This window comes from Geothrix sp. PMB-07, assembly GCF_030758935.1.
Lineage (GTDB): Bacteria > Acidobacteriota > Holophagae > Holophagales > Holophagaceae > Geothrix.
Genome location: NZ_CP132333.1, coordinates 864369 through 880789, shown reverse-complemented (window position 1 = coordinate 880789; position 16421 = coordinate 864369). Strand labels below are relative to the sequence as shown.

Here is a 16421-nt window from a genome sequence, read left to right as displayed (position 1 = left end):
AGGAACGCCTATGGCCGGGGAAACGAACCTCGCAGAACAACTGACCAGCGCCTTCAAGGGCATGAGCGCCACCCAGCGCGTCATGGTGGCTGCCATTTCCGTGACAGTGCTCCTGGCCCTGACGGGCCTGGGCATCTGGGCCGGACAGGAGTCCAAGAGCGTCCTCGCAGCCAACATTTCGCCCCAGGAGGCCAGTTCCATCGTGGCCCAGCTGGACAAGATGCAGGTGCCCTACGAACTCAGCTCGGACCAGCGCACCATCCTTGTGCCTGAGAGTAAGGTGGGCCAGCTACGCCTGAAGTTCGCTGGCGACGGCCTGCTGTCCGGCGACAAGCTGGGCTTCGAGAAGCTCGAGAACGCCGGGCTCGGAACCACGGATTTTTCTCAAAAGGTCATCCACCGCCGGGCCATGGAAGCCACCCTGGCCAAGACCATCATGAGCCTCCAGCAGGTGGCCGAGGCCACCGTCCACATCACGCCCGCCAACGACAGCCCCTTCCTCAGCGACAAGGAGGATGCCAAGGCCAGCGTGCTGCTGAAGCTGCGCGGCTCCCGCATGCTGCCCGACGAGAACACCCAGGCCATCGTCAACCTGGTGGCCGCCAGCGTGGAGGGGCTGAAGCCCGAACAGGTCGTCATCATCGATCAGTACAGCCGCATCCTATCCCGCACCGGCCGCGATCCCATGGTGGGCGCCAGTGACGCCCAGAAGAAGGTGGCGCGGGAGGAAGAGGATCACCTGGTGCGCCGCGTCACGGAACTGCTCGAGCCCGTGGTCGGCATCGGCAAGGTGCGCGCCACGGCCCACGTGGACCTGGATTTCGACAAGGTGAAGATCAACGAAGAGAAATTCGATCCCCAAGGCCAGGTGGAACGCAGCATCGGCCAGAAGGAAGAAAAGGTGCAGAAGCGCGACAGCGGCGCCGGTCTCCCGGGCACCGCCAGCAATGTGGCACCCGCCAACGGGGGCGCCACCGCCAACATCACCGAGAATTCCGAGAAGAAGGAAACCACCACCAATTTCGAGATCAGCAAGACCGTGCGGGCCATCGATCAGGCCACCGGGTCCATCAAGCGCGTCACCCTGGCCGTGATCGTCGATCACATAGGCACCTGGGACAAGGACGCCAAGGGCGAACCCGTGCTCAAGCAGACGCCCCGCAGCGCAGACGAACTGAAGAAGATCCGCGACCAGGTGTCCGCCGCCGTGGGCATCCAGCCCAAGCGCGGCGACGAACTCACCGTGGAAAACATGGCCTTCGCCACGCTCCAGGTGAATCCGAAGGAAGCCGCCGAGGCACGGACCCAGTTCTGGCTGGATCTGGCGCGCCAATATGCCCCGGGCGCCATCTGGGGCATCGTGGGCCTGGCCGTCTTCTTCATGCTCATCCTCCCCATGCTTCGGCGGATGTCGCAGGCCATCAACCGGCCCGCGCCCATGCGCGTCGCCAGCGCGGACGGGGCGGAACTGGGCGTGGCGGGTGCATCAGGCGGCTCCACGCGCAAACCGGTCCAGGTGAAATCCATGACCGAAATCGAGGCGGAAATCGAAGCCGAACTCAACGCCGACGCGGCCTTCAGCGCTCCCGAGGCGCGCCGCCGCGAACTCATCAAGAAGCGGCTGCAGGATGGGTCCAACGACGACCCCGAGACCATGGCCTCGCTGGTGCGATCCTGGCTCCTTGAGGAAGGGCGGTAGGCCATGTCGAAACTCACCGGCATCCAGAAGGCCGCGGTGCTCATGGTCACCCTGGGCGACGAGACCGCCTCGACCATCTTCAAGTATCTCGAAGAGGATGAAATCCAGACCATCTCCCGCGAGATCGCCATCACCAAGAACGTGCAGCCCGCCGTCGCGGAAGAAGTCATGGAAGAGTTCCACACCATGACCCAGGCCCGCAGCTACATCAGCCAGGGCGGCATCGAATATGCCAAGAAACTGCTCATCAAATCGGTGGGCCCCGAAGTGGCCCGCAAGATCATCGACCGCCTGGTGAAGGCCCTGGAATCCAGCGCGGGCTTCACCAGCCTGGAGCGCGCCAATCCCCAGCAGCTCTCCAAGTTCATCCAGAACGAACACCCCCAGACCATCGCCCTCATCCTGGCCCACCTGAACGCCTCCCAGGCCGCGGAGCTCATCAGCTCCCTGCCCGAGGCGCTGCGCAGCGATGTGGCCATGCGCATGGCCAGCCTGCAGGAAATCAGCCCCGAAGTGGTGCGCCGCATCAGCCTCATCCTCGAACAGAAACTGGAGGCCCTGGGTTCCTTCGCCACCGAAGCCTATGGCGGTGTCCGCGCTGTCGCCGAACTGTTCAACCGCATGGACCGCAACACCGGCCGCGCCGTGCTGGAGAAGATCGAGACCGAGAACCCCCAGCTGGCCGCCAGCATCCGCGACCTCATGTTCGTCTTCGACGACATTCTGCTCATCGACGACAACGGCATCACCGAGATTCTCAAGCGGGCCGACAAGAAGACCCTCACCATCGCCCTCAAGGGCACCAGCGAGGAACTGCAGAACCAGTTCTTCCGCAACATGTCCAGCCGCGCCGTGGAGCTCATGAAAGAGGAAATGGAATTCATGGGCCCCGTGAAGCTCAAGGATGTGGAGAAATCCCAGCATGAAGTGGTGGAGATCGTCCGCCAGCTGGAAGAAGAAGGCGTCATCAGCATCGGCGGTGGCGGAGGCGAGGACTATGTCACCTAGGACGGAATTTCGCCATGAGCAATAAGGGCTACATCCGGGCCGAAGACCTCCGGGATACGCACCTGGAGGCCTTTCCCTATTTTCCCGTGGACGCCATGATGGTCCGCGGTTCCTTCGACGAGGATGCGGATTCAGTGGCATCCGATCTGGACGAGGCCAAGGTGCCCGTGGAGCAGCGCATCGTGGACCGGCTGCAGGAGGCGGAACGGCAGGCCCACGAGATCGCCCGCCATGCCTACGAGGAAGGCTTCGCCTCGGGCGAGGCCGAAGGACGCATTTTCGGTGAGAGCCAATACAAAGCCTACATCCAGCGTCTCGAGGAGGAGCTGACCGATCTGGCCGCCATCACACTCACGCTGAAAGAGACCCTCAACGACGAGCTGGTGGCCCTGGCCCTGGCCGTGGGTGAGCATCTGGCCGTGCAGCAGATTGAACACAGCCCCCGGGCCGTGAAAGCGCTCATGGAGCGCATCCTGGAAGAGCTGCCCTTCCCGCTGCCCCGGGGCCGTCGGGACGGCGAACTGCCCCTGCAGATCTTCCTCAACCCCGCCGACATCGAGCAGCTGGGCGATCACTACGTGGGCCATGGCGGGATTGCCCTTCTGGGTGACGCCAGCCTTTCGCGAGGCAGCCTGCGCATCGAGGCCCCCCAAGGTATCTTCAACGGCACCCTCGACCGCCGCCGCGAACGCCTCATGCAGCTCATTGCGCGCATGAAGGAAGGCGAAGCCCCGTGAGCCCCATGGTCGATCCTGCGGTCCTCGCGGCCCGCCTGCGCGGACTGCCCAAGGGCGACTGGATGGGCCGCGTGACCAAGGTGGTGGGCCTGGTGGTGGAGTCCAGCGGACCCGACTGCTCCGTGGGCGAACAGATGCTCATCCACAGCTCCGATGCCGCAGGTCGGCCCCGCCTCATCCACGCCGAAGTGGTGGGCTTCACCGGCCAGCGGGTGCTGCTCATGCCCATCGAGGAGACCGAAGGCATCCGGCCCGGGCTCTGGGTGGAGGGCACCGGCCACCAGTCGGAGCTGCCCCTCGCCGAGGAGCTGCTCGGCCGCGTCATCGATCCCCTGGGCCGCCCGCTGGATGGCGGGCCTCCCATCGAAGCCACGGCCCACCTGCCCCTGCAGGGACCGCCGCCCAACCCCATGCAGCGCAAGCGCATCAACCAGGTGCTCTCCACCGGCGTGCGCGCCGTGGATGGCCTGCTCACCCTCGGGAAAGGCCAGCGCGTGGGCATCTTCTCCGGCTCCGGCGTGGGTAAGTCCACCCTGCTGGGCATGGTCGCGCGCAACACCTCGGCCGAAGTGAACGTGATCACCCTCGTGGGCGAGCGCGGCCGCGAGCTGCGCGAGTTCATCGAGAACGATCTGGGCGAAGAGGGCCTCAAGCGCAGCGTGGTGGTGGTATCGACCAGCGACCAGAGCCCCCTGCTGCGCCTGCGTTGCGCCATGGCCGGCACCACCGTGGCCGAATACTTCATGCGCCAGGGCAAGGACGTGCTGCTGATGATGGACAGCGTCACCCGCTTCGCCATGGCCCAGCGCGAGGTGGGCCTCAGCGCCGGGGAGCCGCCCAGCTCGCGCGGCTATACGCCCTCCGTGTTCGCCCTGCTCCCGCGCCTGATGGAGCGGGCCGGCACCTTCGAGGGTCTGGGTTCCATCACCGGCATCTACACCGTGCTGGTGGAGGGTGACGACATGAACGAGCCCATCAGCGACGCCGTGCGCGGCATCCTGGATGGCCACGTCATCCTCTCCCGCAAGCTGGCCTCGAAAAACCACTTCCCCGCCATCGATGTGCTGCCCAGCCTCTCCCGCCTCTTCAGCGCTCTGGCCCCGCCGGAACAAAAGCAGCTGGCCAGCAAGCTGCGGGATCTCATGGCCACCTACCAGGATGCGGAGGACCTCATCCAGATCGGCGCCTACACCAAGGGCTCCAGCACCGCCATCGACCAGGCCATCCAGTTCCAGCCCGCCATCCAGGCCTTCCTGCGCCAGGCCACCGCTGAGGGCTCCAGCCATCACGCGGCCATGCTGGCCATGGGCCAGATCTTCGGCATCGACCTGGCGCCCTTCCTGAAGGCAGGCGCCTGATGGCCGCCCGCTTCCACTTCCGCCTCGAACCGCTGCGCAAGCTGCGGGAGGCCCTGGAACGGGAAGCCGAGCGGCATCTGGCACGGAGCATCCAGGCCGAGCAGGCGGCTCGAACCTACCTGGAGGCACTCAGCGCCGAGCGCACCGCCCTTTTTGAATCGCGGCGGCTGGCCATGGGCGAGGCCCTCAATCTCGATCTGTGGCGGGCCGGCGAACGCTATCTGGTGGTGCTGGAACGGCGCCAGGTGGAAGGTTACGAACGGCTGCGGACGGCCTCGGCCGAACTGGCCGCCGCGCGGGAAAGCCTGGCCCTGGCCCACCGGAACCACCTGATGCTGGTCCGCCTCAAGGAGCGCCGTGCCCTGCAGCACGCCCAGGAGCAGCAGCTCCGCGAAGCCCTGGCCATGGATGAACTCGCCATCCTTCGCTACCACCGGGAAAGCGCCTAGACACAGGAGTCCCCCATGAATCCCCGCTACTTGCTTTGGATCTCGGCCCCCATCGCCCTGTCCGCGGGTGTGCTCTGGCTGTCCGCCCAGGAGCCCAAAGGCGACGGCAAGTCTCCGGCAGCCGAAGGGGTGAAGGTTGCCGAGCTGGCCACCCAGCTCCAGACCCGGGAAAAGGCCCTGGCACAGAAGGAGGCGGACCTCCGCCAGCTGGAACAGCGCCTTACCACCCTTCAGGTCACCCTCGACAAGGACCGCGGCGACCTGGCCACCCGCGAGAAGGCCGTCCAGGAAGCTCTGACCAAGCTTGAGAACCTGAAGGTCCGCCCCGCCATCGACCCCCAGATCATCCGCACCTATGAATCCATGGATCCCACCGCTGGCGCCCAGGCCATGAAGGAACTCGCCGGCCAGAACATGGAAGTGGCCGTGGCCTTGCTGGCGGGCATGACCCCCAAGAAGGCCGCCAAGCTCATGGACCAGCTGGCCCCGCTGGACGCCAAACTCGCCGGGCGCCTCTCGGAGCGTGTGGGCACCAGCAAACCCAAAGATCCAGCAGCCTGACAACGCCAAATCCTGAAGGGTTTCTCCAGGCCGTAAGGCCGGGTTCACCCCGGCCGCGCGGCCCGGGGGTCTCGGGGGCTGTGCCCCCCGGACAGCATCGACACCTTTCTGCCCAATGAAATGCGGCACGGTCCTCGCGGTGGTCACCCGTCCGGATGATCCGGAACCGAGGTTCCCATGGCCGCTGCCAGCCCCTCTGCCGTGATGGCCCTGCCAGACCGCCCCCGGCCTGAACGGCCCGACCCCAAAACGCCGGATGGCTCGGATGGCCAGTTCGCGGGGCTGATGGCCCATCTCAGCCAGGCGGCAGCTCCTCCCAAGCCTCCGGACCCTCCGGCGGAAAAGCCCGCCCAACCCGAGAAGACCGCCCGGGTGGAGGAACCCGCTCAGGGGCCTGCGACACCGTCTGCAACCACTTCCGCAGACAAGCCTGCCAAGACCGAGGCCAAAACCGAGGCCAGGACTGCCAAGCCAGAGGGCGAGGAGCGTCCCAAGGAGGCCGCCCCTGCGCCCCAAACCGAGGCCGCTCCCGCCAAACCTGAAGCGGCCGATGCGGCCGCCAAGGCTGCGCTGGAACAGGCCCTGGCCGCGGCGTTGCCCAAGGGAAAGGCTGAGGCCCCATCTCCGATGCCCAAGGCGGCTTCGGCACAGGCCCCAGATGCGTTGAAACTTGAAGCCACGGGCTCAAAGCCAGCTCAGCCTGCCGCGCCGCAGACGGCCCCCACGGCGGCCTTGGCGAAAGAGAATGCCCCGGTTCCCACCACCAGCCTTCCGCCTCCGGGACCCTCCAAGGCCGCTCCCCAAATCAACATCCAGACCACCGACTCGGCGACCCCAAGCCCAGCCAAACCCCAGGCGCCGCCAGAGACCTTCCGCCCTGAAACCACCGCCGCAATCCAGGCAGCTCTTGCCGAATCCAAACCCACCCCCAAGGAACCCAACCGAGTGGAGGGCCTGGCTGCCAAGGAATCTCCCAAGGCCTCCGGGATCCTGCCTGAAAAGGCCGTCAAGGCCTCGGATACTCCCGTCATTTCCAAAACGGCGGAGGGCTTGCCCGCCAAGGCCGTGATGCCACCCGCGGCGTCCCCCACAGAGCGGGAGGGCTCGAAGACAAGCCATCCCGCCGAGGCAGCCGCGCCTTCCGCCCTGGAAGCCAACCCGGCTTCGGCCGAATCGCTGCTGGCAGGCACCAAGGCCCTGACATCATCCCCCGTGATCTCGTCCGGCGATGGTTCGGCACTGGCCGCGGTCAACACCTTGGCCAAGCCCGCCGAGGCCGCCCCGGTGACATCGGCGCCCGCGGCGCCGTCGGCTCCGCCCGCGCCACCCGTGGCCCAGGTGGAAGGGGGTGTCCGCTGGATGCTCAAGACCGGCGCCCAGGAGGCCCAGTTGCAGCTCCACCCGGACTCGCTGGGCCAGGTCACCATCCATCTCAAGGTGGAAGGCGGAGAAGTTCATGCCCGGCTCTGGGTCACCGAACCCGCTTCCGTCCAGGCCGTCCAGGAAGGCCGCTCCCACCTGGAGCAGTCCCTGAAGGAGCAGGGGCTCCAGCTCGGCAGTTTCGATCTGCATCAAGGGCACCGCCCGTTCCAGGAAGCGCCTTCGGCGCCCACCTTCCGGGGCCCGGCCCTGGCCGACGTCGCACCCGCCCGGCAAGAAGCACCCGCCGCAGCGGCCGCATCCATCCTGAACCCGCACCACGTCGAGCTTTACGCATGATCGGCACGCTTCCTGTTCTCACCAGCCCCTGGAGGTCCCCATGGAAACCGGAATGATCAGCACCGCCACCAGCGCCGCATCGGCCACCAGCACCACCAAAACCACTGCCAAGAACACCATCGACAAGGATGGCTTCCTCCAGCTGCTCGTGGCCCAACTGAAGAACCAGGATCCCACCTCCTCCGGCCAGGATCCCAACGCCATGGTCCAGCAGCTCACCAGCTTCTCCAGCCTGGAGCAGGCGCAGCAGACCAACACGCTGTTGCAGGGCCTCCAGACCCAGACCTCGGGCCTCTTCCAGGCGCAGACCGCGTCCATGGTGGGCAAGAACGTGAAGGTGAACGGCTCGGCCTTCAATCTGAAATCCGGCGCCGCCAGCATGAACCTGGGCCTGGGTGCGGGGGCCGACGTCACCATCACCCTCAAGGATGCCAAGGGCAACGTGGTGGCCAAGCTGCCGCAAGGCCACATGAACCGCGGGATGAACACCGTGAACTGGGATGGCCGCGACATCAATGGCACCCCCCTGCCGGATGGCACCTACGCCGCCACGGTGGTGGCCACCGGTGACGATGGAAAGCCAGTGGACGTGCAGACGAGCCTGACCATGAAAGTGGACGCCGTGACCTTCAAGGACGGCGGCATCTACCTGGCCTCGGGAAACAGCATCTTCTCCCTGGCCGACGTCCTCGAAATCTCCGCCTGATCCCCTTCTCCTGGAGCCACCATGAGCCTTTATTCCGCTTTCTATTCCGGCCTCTCAGGCCTGTCCACCAACGCCAACGCCCTGAACGTGATCGGCAACAACCTGTCGAACATCAACACCGTGGGCTTCAAGGGTTCGTCCACCACCTTCCGGGACATTTTCAGCACCAGCCTCGGCGGCGTGTCCACGCAGGGCAACGGCAACCCCATCCAGTTCGGCCTGGGCGTCCAGGTGAACAGCGTGAGCCAGGACTTCTCCCAGTCCTCCTTCCAGAGCACGGGCAACGCACTGGACATGGCCATCCAGGGCAACGGCTTCTTCACCCTGCAGACCACGGACGGCCGCCAGGTCTTCTCCCGCGCCGGCAACTTCACCCGGAACAACGGCGGCTTCCTGGTGGCCAGTGATGGCTCCAACGTCATGGGCTGGACCCGCAATCCCGCCACCGGCGTGGTGAATACTTCGGCGGCTCTGGCCCCCATCGCCATCGATGCCGGCACCACCGCCAGCGCCTTCGCCACCCGCACCATCCGCACCGGCGTCAACCTGAACGCCTCCGCTGCCAACGGCGCGACCTCCAGCCTCACCACGCCCATCCAGGTCTACGACAGCCAAGGCAACACCCAGACGCTCACCGTGACCTACACCAAGACCGGCACCAACACCTGGTCCTACGCGGTCACCGGGCCCGCGGGCGCCACCATCACGGGTGCGAATCCCGCTGGCCCCGCGACTGGCACCCTTACTTTTTCCGCCTCCGGCGCCCTCCAAGACGTCAATGGACTCGGGGCGACCGCCGGGGCGGATCCCACCCTGAACATCGCCTGGGGCAACGGCTCCGCGGCCAGCAGTATCAACTTCGCCCTGATCAACACCGATGGCAGCGCCAACATCACCCAGTACAGCGCCGCCAGCAGCACCAGCAGCAGCTTCCAGGATGGCTACGGCGCTGGCACCCTGCGCGACCTCACGGTGGATCAGAACGGCGTCATCAGCGGCACCTTCACCAACGGTCAAGTCATCGCCCTGGCCCAGGTGGCCATTTCCACCTTCAACAATGTCAACGGCCTGGTGCAGACCGGCAACAACCACTGGGGCCAGAGCCTCGCCTCGGGCTCGCCCACCTTCGGCCTGGCCAACCAGGGCGGCCGCGGCGGCGTCCTGGGCGCCAACCTCGAACTGGCCAATGTCGACGTGGCCGGGGAGTTCACCAAGCTCATCCTCAGTCAGCGCGGCTACCAGGCCAATTCCAAGATCGTCACCACCACGGATGAGCTGCTTCAGGAAACATTGAACCTCAAGCGCTGATCCATCCAGGCTTTCTGATGCGCGGCCCCCCGGGGCCGCGTTCAGCGTACACTGCCGCCATGTCCCTCCCCTTTCTGCCCACCCTGGACCACCCCGGCCGCATTCTCGTGGTGGACGATCAGCGGGACAACCTTCGCGTCCTCACTTTGGAGTTGAAGCGCCAGCCCTTCGCCCTGACCTGCGTAGAGACGGCGGCGGAGGCCCTGGCCTTCTGCGAGAGAGAGGCCTTTAAAGGCATCCTGCTGGATGTCAGCCTGCCGGAGATGGATGGCATCGAAGTCTGCCGGCACCTTCGCCAGAAGGGGCTCAACACTCACACCCCGGTCATCTTCCTCAGCGCCATGCGCGTGGGCGAAGGCTGGGTGACCCAGGGCCTCGAAGCCGGCGGCATGGACTACCTGACCAAGCCCTACTCGTTTCCGGAACTCCTTGCCAAGCTGCGCATGATGGTGCGCCTCTCGCGGCAGAACGAAGCCCTCATGGCCCACGAGCGGCAGCAGGCCCTCATCGAGGTGGCTGGCGGCGCCGCCCATGCCCTGGCCCAGCCGTTGGCGGCGGCGCAGATCCTCGCGGATCAGCTGGCCAAGCAGAATGCCCCGGCCTCCCAGGAGCAGCTGGATCAGCTGGGCGCTTTCCTTCAGCAGACCGCCCAGATTCTGCGGCAGATCCAGAACCTTCACACCTATGTGACCAAGCCGTACGCCGATGGCCACATCTTGGATCTGGCCCAGAGCAGCCGCCCCGAAACGGCGCAGGACGCGTCCCGGTCCTGACAGGATTACACTGGAGCCTTTGACCGAGGCCCCATGTCCGAGCAGGAACCCCAGCCCCTCAGCCCCCGCCGGAAGACCCGCCAGATCATGGTGGGCAAGGTGCCTGTGGGCGGCGATGCCCCCATCAGCGTCCAGAGCATGACCAAGACGGATACGCGGGATGTGGAAGCCACCGTCAACCAGATCTACGGCTATGCCAACGCGGGCTGCGAGATCGTGCGGGTGAGCGTGCCCACCAAGAAGGCTGGCGAAGTCTTCCATGAGATCTGCGACCGCAGCCCCATCCCCGTGGTGGCCGACATCCACTTCGACTACCGGCTGGCCCTGGTGGCCGCCGATGGCGGTGCGGCCTGCCTGCGCATCAATCCCGGCAACATCGGTGGCCAGGATCGCGTGAAGGCCGTGGTGGACAAGGCCGGGTCCAAGGGCATCCCCATCCGAATCGGCGTGAACGGCGGCAGCCTGGAGAAGGACCTGCTGGAGAAGTTCGGCACCGCCACGCCCGAAGCCATGGTGGAGAGCGCCCTGCGCCACATCGAGGTGCTGGAGCGCGAGGGTTTCCACGACATCAAGATCAGCCTCAAGGCCAGCGACGTCATTCGCACCGTGCAGGCCTACCGGCTGCTTGCGAAGCAGGTGGACTATCCCTTTCACCTGGGCATCACCGAGGCGGGCACGCCCTTCGGCGGCACCATCCGGTCCAGCGTGGGCATGGGCATTCTGCTGGCGGAGGGCCTGGGCGATACCATCCGCGTGTCCCTCACGGGCGAGGGCGAGGATGAATGCCGCGTGGGCCACGAGATGCTGCGCTCCCTGGCCCTGCGGAGCGGCGGCTTCCGCATGGTGAGCTGCCCCAGCTGCGGCCGGGTGCAGATCGACCTCAACCGCGTCGCCAACGAGATCGAGGAAGGCCTGAAGCAGATCAACCACGAGAACATCACCTACGCGGTCATGGGCTGTGTCGTGAACGGCCCCGGCGAAGCCAAGGATGCTGATCTGGGCGTGGCGGGCGGCGCCGGTGAGGGACTCATCTACCGCAAGGGCGAACTCATCCGGAAGGTAAAAGAGGAAGACCTCGTGCCCGCTTTCCTGGAAGAGGCGCGCAAGGTCAAGGCCGAGGCGGATGCGGCCAAGGTCTAAGTCCGTGGACTGGCTGCTGGCCCACCCCTTCGCGGCCCTGGGGCTCGCCCTCGCTTTGGAGGCCTTCCTGCCCGTGCGCTTCCAGCCCACGGCCTGGCTGTGCCGCGGCGCCATCCGCGCCTACCAAGCCACGCTGTCGAGCCACCTGCCCACCCAGTGCAAGTTCACCCCCACCTGCAGCCACTACGGCTTGGGCTGCATCCAGAAATACGGCACCCTCCGCGGCGGCCTGCTCACCAGTTGGCGTCTGCTGCGCTGCTCTCCCTTCACCCGGGGCGGTATCGACCCCGTGCCGTAGACCTTGTTGCGCAAGGGTGTGAATGACCGGTTTGAACATTTAAAGAAAATCAGACCTTTTTAGTCGTATATGTGACCCCATGCACTGCCCAGGCCCCCCATCGTGGAGGCAGGGAGCCATTCCCGCGGAGGCACCATGACCCTCAATCTCGACACCAAGGTTGGCGCGCTGGTGCTGGCCCACCCTGAAACCATGCGGTACCTGGAAGGCCAGGGCGTGGATTACTGCTGCGGCGGGCACCGCTCCCTGCGCGAGGCCTGCGAGGTGGCCGGACGTTCCCCCGCCGAGGTGCTCGCGGGTCTGGCGACCTTGGGCGATTCCAGCGCGGCCCCGGCCCGGAACTGGGCAGAGGCTTCCCTGACTGAGCTCATGGCCCACATTGAGGCCACCCACCACGCCTACCTGCGTTCCGAATTGCCACGGCTGGAGCTGCTGCTGGAGAAGGTGCTGGGCGCCCACAGCGAAAACCATCCCGAGCTGGACGAGGTGTTCGACCTCTTCCAGGAGCTCTCCATGGACCTCATGCCGCACCTGCTCAAGGAGGAGCAGATCCTCTTCCCCTTCATCCGCTCCATGGAATCCGGCGCCCCGGCCCAGGCCTGCTTCGGCACCGTGCAGAGCCCCATCCGTGTCATGGAATCCGAGCACGAGATCGTCGGCGGGCTGCTGGTCAAGCTGCGGGTCCGCACCAGCGATTACACCGTTCCCGCGGATGGCTGCGCCACTTTCCGTGCGCTCTACGAAGGGTTGAAGGAACTGGAGGCGGATCTCCACCTCCACATCTTCCTGGAGAACCAGGTGCTCCATCCGCGCGCAACCGCCATGGAAGCGGCCCGCCAGAGCTGACTTTCCTTTCAAACTGCCATCAAGGAGACTGATCCATCACGGAGGCACTGAGCCCACCGATGTGGCACGGAGACCTCCGTGCTTCTCCGTCATGGGCAGGCCATTGGCCCATGCTCCGTGTCTCCGTGGTGGCTCCTTTACGATTGAGGGAGAACGGTGTCAGTGCACGTCCTGCAGACTCCAGCGGTCGGTGCAGCCATGGCTCTCGACCACCTGGTGTGCCTTCCTCAGACGCAAGGTGTGCTGCACGGTCTGCATGATGGTGAACAGACGGTCCTGGATGCCCAGACGCTTGAGGTCATCGGCGGTGAACCAAGTGATGCCCTCCGCATCTTTGCGCGCGGCGTGGTCGGCCAGGATCTGCTCGGTGATGCCCACGGGAGACCTCCATAACTGCTAGTTTTAGATAGCACGGAGGAGGCGGCGTGGCCAGCTGGCGGGATACAGGATTCGGTGGTGCAGTGATGGCGGCCTGGGCCCTGGCCACCGTACCCCTGACCGTGGTCGCCATTCTCCTGGCCGTTCCCTTCCTCGGGCGGCGCCGGGCCTTTTTCACCGTCGGCCCCCTGTTCGCCCGGGGCCTTGCGTGGTTCTGCCGCGTGCCATTCACACTGCAGGGTTGGGAGCAGTTGCCGGAGGACATCCGCCAGGGCCGCCAATCCGTCATCTTCATGTCGAACCATGAAAGCCAGCTGGACCCGCCCATGCTCGTGGCCGCCCTGCCCGTGCCCGCGGTTTACATCGCCAAAAAAGAACTGAAATACGTGCCCTTCATCGGCTGGGCCGGCTGGGCTGCGGGCGTGATCTTCATCGACCGCGGTGACCGGGAGCGGGCCATCCGCAGCATCCACGACGCCGCCCAGCAGATCCGCGGCGGCAAGAACGTGGTGATCTTTCCCGAGGGCACCCGCAGTCGCACGGGCACCATGCTGCCCTTCAAGAAGGGCGGTTTCGCCCTGGCCCTGGATGCCGGAGTACCCATCGTGCCCATGGCCACCCTCGGTGGCCATCAGGTGCTTCCCCCGGGCAGCATGCGAATCCGCCCCGGCCGCTACCAGCTGCGGATGGGCGCACCGGTGCACCCTTCCGAATACGGCGACCGGGAAGCCCTCATGAAGGAAGTGCGGGCCCGCATCGAAGCCCTGGTGACCGAGGCCCGAAGCAGCGCCCCAGCACACGCTTAGAGGCTAATGGAACACCGGGTCCTGCTGGGCGACCTTGAGCTTGCCGGGGTGGAAGCGGTCCGCCAATTCCACCAGGGCCTGGGCGGCGGCCCGATCGCCCAGCCGGGCCACCACGCGGGCCATGAAGTAGAGGTTCACGGAAATCACCCGCCGTTCGTTGTGCTTGCGCTGGGAAAGGTCGATGGCGGCCAGCTTCTGCCGATAGGCCTCGAAGGTGGCCTTGGCTCCGGCGCGATCTCCCGCCAAGGCCTGCTTCAACCCCGTCATCAGCACGGTGTTCGAGTGGTCTGGCGGCCACACGCCTTCCAGTTCCCGCAGGTAGCTTTCCGCAGAGGCCCGGTCGCTCCGATCCCAGGCCGTATAGGCCATGAGGCTGCGCAGCACGTTGGAACCGGGGATTTCGCGCAGGCCCGCGCGCAGCCGTAATTCGGCCTCCTGGCTGCGACCCATCCACAGCAGCGCATCTGCGGCGGTCACGTAGGCGTACTCGGCCGCAGGTCTCAGCGCCAAGGCACGGTCCGCGTGCTGCAAGGCCAGGGGCAGTTCCCCTTCGTTCTGGAGGAAGACACCCAGACGGTGATGGGCCTGCCAGCCCTCCGGGAACAGGGCCAGGGACTTCTCGAAGTAGCGGCGCGCCGCCTGATGGTTGTCGTCACCTTCGAGCCCGGCGAACACATCCGCCAGCACGTCGTAGGCCTTGTGGTCCGCGGGATCAAGGCGCACGGCCTGCAACGCAGCCCGGCTGGAGCCTTCCAGATCGCCCATGCGGAGCTGGATGGAAGCCAGGGCCCGGTAGGCCTGGGAGGCGCTGGGATCCAGGGCGATGGCCTGTTCCGCCGCCTGCTTGCCCTGACGCAGCAGGGTCTGGGCCTCGTCATAGCGGCCCTGGCTGAGGGCCGTGGTGGCGCCCAGTTCGGCCAGGGTCCAGGCATACTCGGCGCGAGCCGGGGCATAGTCCGGTTCGCCCTCGATGGCCGTGGCCAACAGGGAATTGGCCAGGCGGATCGAATCCTGGTTGCCATCGGTGATGACCTGCAGCGCCTTGGTGTAGAGCTCCCGCGTGCGCGGCAGCTTGGCCTGGGAACGCAGGGAACCCGGATCGCTGCCCAGTCCCATCTCCTGGGGCAGTCGTTGCTGCAGTTCGTCCTCGAGCTTCAGCAGGTCTGCCACAGGGCGATCCAGCTGGAATTGGTGCAGGGTCGCGCCGCGCACTGCGTCGAGCACGCGCACGCCCATGCGCAGCTGACCGCCAACCACTTGATAACTGCCCAGCACCAGCAACTCGGCCTTGAGCTGGCGGCCCAGTTCCCCCACGGCCTTGGGCGCCTGGCCCGGCGTGTCACCCAACTGATGCATGGCCTCCACCACGCGAAGGCGATCCACCACGGCCATGTCCTCGCGCCGCACCAGGCCAAAGGCCATGGCGTCGGCGAAACTGTTGCTCAGCCAAGCGTGTTCTGAATCAGGCTGCATCTGCTCCAGGGGCAGCACTGCCACCACGCGGCGGCCCTTGGTGAAATCCTCCCGGGAGGCGCGACGCGCTTCACCCAGTCCCGTGCCGTCCGAGCGGCGCCACAGCCACAGACCGGCGGCGGCCCCCACGACGAGGGTGGCGCCCACAGCGGGCAGCAGCCAGCGCCGCCCTTTTCGGCGCAGGGTGGGCACCGGTCGACTCAGATGCGAAACCATGGCCGTGGCCACGTTTTCGGAAAGGCCAGCCGCCAGGGCCTGCAGGTTGGGGAAGCGATCCTTGGGCGCCTTGGCCATGAGGCGGTGGATGGCGTCCTGCACCGTGCGCGGCAGATCGGGCCGGGCTTCGGACAGCGGCCGGGGTTCATCCCGCGTCACGGCGTAGAGCGTGTCCACGAGGCTGCCCCGCAGGAAGGGATGCACCGCCGTGGCCAGTTCGTAGAGCACCACGCCCAGGCTGAACTGATCGGATTGGCCCGTGAGCGCCTGGCCGTTGGCCTGCTCGGGGCTCATGTAGGCGGGGGTGCCCTGGCTGTAGCCCGGCGCCGTGCGCTCCACCAGGGTCATGTGGTGGGAGGTGGCCCCCGAGGGCAAATCCTCCACGCCCCGCCGGGCGATGCCGAAATCCAGGATCTTCAGCTGCCCCTCGTCGGTCAGCAGCAGGTTCTCGGGCTTGATATCGCGGTGGACGATGCCCTTCTGGTGGGCGTGGGAAAGGGCCGAAGCCGCCTGGCGAGCCAGATCGAGCAGCGCTTCGCCCTCCAGGGGCTGGCCCACCAGGGCCCGCAAGGTGCGACCCTCCACCAACTCCATGGCGATGAAGGGGGTGCCATCCACTTCGCCCGCGTCGTAGATGTGGGCGATGTTGGGGTGGTTCAGCTGGCAGGCCAGCTTGGCCTCGCCGATGAGCGCCTTGCGGCGCAGATCGTCGGCATCCTTCAGGATCTTGATGGCCACTTCGCGCTCGAGACGCAGGTCCAGGGCCCGCCAGACTTCGCCCATGGCCCCCTCACCCAGACGGGAGAGCAACCGGTAGGAACCGAAGTGGGAGGGATCCTGGTTCAAGCGCATCCTTCTAGACAGAGATAGGCGAGTATACCTTTGGGTTGAGGGAACTGTTTGACTGAGGGTAAGTTCTTGACCTCTCTCTCGAAATATCGAGAAT

The 16421-nt window shown here is 66.2% G+C and carries 16 protein-coding genes; 14 read left to right on the top strand and 2 right to left on the bottom strand.

Annotated features, from left to right (window positions below; all coding sequences use genetic code 11):
• The first annotated feature begins 10 nt into the window (after positions 1–10).
• The 13 genes from fliF to ric all read left to right on the top strand — a co-directional run bounded on the left by fliF (position 11) and on the right by ric (position 12602).
• The gene (gene fliF, locus Q9293_RS03845) at positions 11–1699 is read left to right on the top strand and encodes a flagellar basal-body MS-ring/collar protein FliF (RefSeq protein ID WP_306250213.1); all 1689 of its coding nucleotides are present in this window, start codon (positions 11–13) and stop codon (positions 1697–1699) included.
• 3 nt (positions 1700–1702) lie between these two features.
• On the top strand, positions 1703–2707 hold the full coding sequence (gene fliG, locus Q9293_RS03840; protein WP_306250211.1) for a flagellar motor switch protein FliG: 1005 nt from the start codon (positions 1703–1705) through the stop codon (positions 2705–2707).
• A gap of 14 nt (positions 2708–2721) precedes the next feature.
• Positions 2722–3444: a FliH/SctL family protein gene (locus tag Q9293_RS03835; protein WP_306250208.1), complete on the top strand. Its 723-nt coding sequence runs from the start codon at positions 2722–2724 to the stop codon at positions 3442–3444.
• 5 nt (positions 3445–3449) lie between these two features.
• Positions 3450–4802 carry a FliI/YscN family ATPase gene (locus Q9293_RS03830; protein WP_306250206.1) on the top strand — a complete coding sequence of 451 codons (1353 nt, stop codon included), beginning with the start codon at positions 3450–3452 and terminating at the stop codon, positions 4800–4802.
• The gene (gene fliJ, locus Q9293_RS03825; RefSeq protein WP_306250204.1) at positions 4802–5251 is read left to right on the top strand and encodes a flagellar export protein FliJ; all 450 of its coding nucleotides are present in this window, start codon (positions 4802–4804) and stop codon (positions 5249–5251) included. The genes Q9293_RS03830 and fliJ overlap by 1 nt, the downstream gene beginning before the upstream one ends.
• 15 nt (positions 5252–5266) lie before the next feature.
• A complete protein-coding gene (locus tag Q9293_RS03820) occupies positions 5267–5812 on the top strand; it encodes a hypothetical protein (RefSeq protein WP_306250202.1) in 546 nt (181 codons plus the stop codon).
• Positions 5813–5989: 177 nt separating this feature from the next.
• Complete coding sequence (locus tag Q9293_RS03815) at positions 5990–7531, top strand: flagellar hook-length control protein FliK (RefSeq protein WP_306250200.1); 1542 nt, start codon at positions 5990–5992, stop codon at positions 7529–7531.
• A gap of 40 nt (positions 7532–7571) precedes the next feature.
• On the top strand, positions 7572–8237 hold the full coding sequence (locus tag Q9293_RS03810; protein WP_306250197.1) for a flagellar hook assembly protein FlgD: 666 nt from the start codon (positions 7572–7574) through the stop codon (positions 8235–8237).
• A gap of 21 nt (positions 8238–8258) precedes the next feature.
• Positions 8259–9545 carry a flagellar hook protein FlgE gene (locus tag Q9293_RS03805; RefSeq protein WP_306250195.1) on the top strand — a complete coding sequence of 429 codons (1287 nt, stop codon included), beginning with the start codon at positions 8259–8261 and terminating at the stop codon, positions 9543–9545.
• A gap of 59 nt (positions 9546–9604) precedes the next feature.
• Positions 9605–10318 (top strand): response regulator transcription factor, encoded by a 714-nt coding sequence (locus Q9293_RS03800; RefSeq protein WP_306250193.1) that lies wholly within the window; start codon positions 9605–9607, stop codon positions 10316–10318.
• Between the two features lie 33 nt (positions 10319–10351).
• Positions 10352–11458: a flavodoxin-dependent (E)-4-hydroxy-3-methylbut-2-enyl-diphosphate synthase gene (gene ispG, locus Q9293_RS03795; RefSeq protein ID WP_306250190.1), complete on the top strand. Its 1107-nt coding sequence runs from the start codon at positions 10352–10354 to the stop codon at positions 11456–11458.
• Between the two features lie 73 nt (positions 11459–11531).
• The gene (gene yidD / locus Q9293_RS03790; protein WP_372342191.1) at positions 11532–11756 is read left to right on the top strand and encodes a membrane protein insertion efficiency factor YidD; all 225 of its coding nucleotides are present in this window, start codon (positions 11532–11534) and stop codon (positions 11754–11756) included.
• A gap of 135 nt (positions 11757–11891) precedes the next feature.
• Positions 11892–12602, top strand: coding sequence for an iron-sulfur cluster repair di-iron protein (gene ric, locus Q9293_RS03785; protein ID WP_306250185.1), 711 nt, complete (start codon positions 11892–11894; stop codon positions 12600–12602).
• Positions 12603–12761: 159 nt separating this feature from the next.
• Here the strand turns inward: ric and Q9293_RS03780 are convergent, their stop codons facing one another.
• A complete protein-coding gene (locus Q9293_RS03780; protein WP_306250184.1) occupies positions 12762–12980 on the bottom strand; it encodes a hypothetical protein in 219 nt (72 codons plus the stop codon).
• A gap of 47 nt (positions 12981–13027) precedes the next feature.
• Between Q9293_RS03780 and Q9293_RS03775 the strand changes: the two genes are divergently transcribed.
• Positions 13028–13786: a lysophospholipid acyltransferase family protein gene (locus Q9293_RS03775; protein ID WP_306250182.1), complete on the top strand. Its 759-nt coding sequence runs from the start codon at positions 13028–13030 to the stop codon at positions 13784–13786.
• A 3-nt stretch (positions 13787–13789) separates the two neighbouring features.
• Here the strand turns inward: Q9293_RS03775 and Q9293_RS03770 are convergent, their stop codons facing one another.
• Positions 13790–16321, bottom strand: a complete 2532-nt coding sequence (locus Q9293_RS03770; RefSeq protein WP_306250180.1) for a serine/threonine-protein kinase — start codon at positions 16319–16321, stop codon at positions 13790–13792.
• Positions 16322–16421 lie beyond the last annotated feature (100 nt).

What these genes read in the sequence shown, in the direction of transcription:
- fliF (WP_306250213.1), top strand. Translation starts at nt 11, where the DNA reads ATGGCCGGGGAAACGAACCTCGCAGAACAACTGACCAGCGCCTTCAAG.
- fliG (WP_306250211.1), top strand. Translation starts at nt 1,703, where the DNA reads ATGTCGAAACTCACCGGCATCCAGAAGGCCGCGGTGCTCATGGTCACC.
- Q9293_RS03835 (WP_306250208.1), top strand. Translation starts at nt 2,722, where the DNA reads ATGAGCAATAAGGGCTACATCCGGGCCGAAGACCTCCGGGATACGCAC.
- Q9293_RS03830 (WP_306250206.1), top strand. Translation starts at nt 3,450, where the DNA reads ATGGTCGATCCTGCGGTCCTCGCGGCCCGCCTGCGCGGACTGCCCAAG.
- fliJ (WP_306250204.1), top strand. Translation starts at nt 4,802, where the DNA reads ATGGCCGCCCGCTTCCACTTCCGCCTCGAACCGCTGCGCAAGCTGCGG.
- Q9293_RS03820 (WP_306250202.1), top strand. Translation starts at nt 5,267, where the DNA reads ATGAATCCCCGCTACTTGCTTTGGATCTCGGCCCCCATCGCCCTGTCC.
- Q9293_RS03815 (WP_306250200.1), top strand. Translation starts at nt 5,990, where the DNA reads ATGGCCGCTGCCAGCCCCTCTGCCGTGATGGCCCTGCCAGACCGCCCC.
- Q9293_RS03810 (WP_306250197.1), top strand. Translation starts at nt 7,572, where the DNA reads ATGGAAACCGGAATGATCAGCACCGCCACCAGCGCCGCATCGGCCACC.
- Q9293_RS03805 (WP_306250195.1), top strand. Translation starts at nt 8,259, where the DNA reads ATGAGCCTTTATTCCGCTTTCTATTCCGGCCTCTCAGGCCTGTCCACC.
- Q9293_RS03800 (WP_306250193.1), top strand. Translation starts at nt 9,605, where the DNA reads ATGTCCCTCCCCTTTCTGCCCACCCTGGACCACCCCGGCCGCATTCTC.
- ispG (WP_306250190.1), top strand. Translation starts at nt 10,352, where the DNA reads ATGTCCGAGCAGGAACCCCAGCCCCTCAGCCCCCGCCGGAAGACCCGC.
- ric (WP_306250185.1), top strand. Translation starts at nt 11,892, where the DNA reads ATGACCCTCAATCTCGACACCAAGGTTGGCGCGCTGGTGCTGGCCCAC.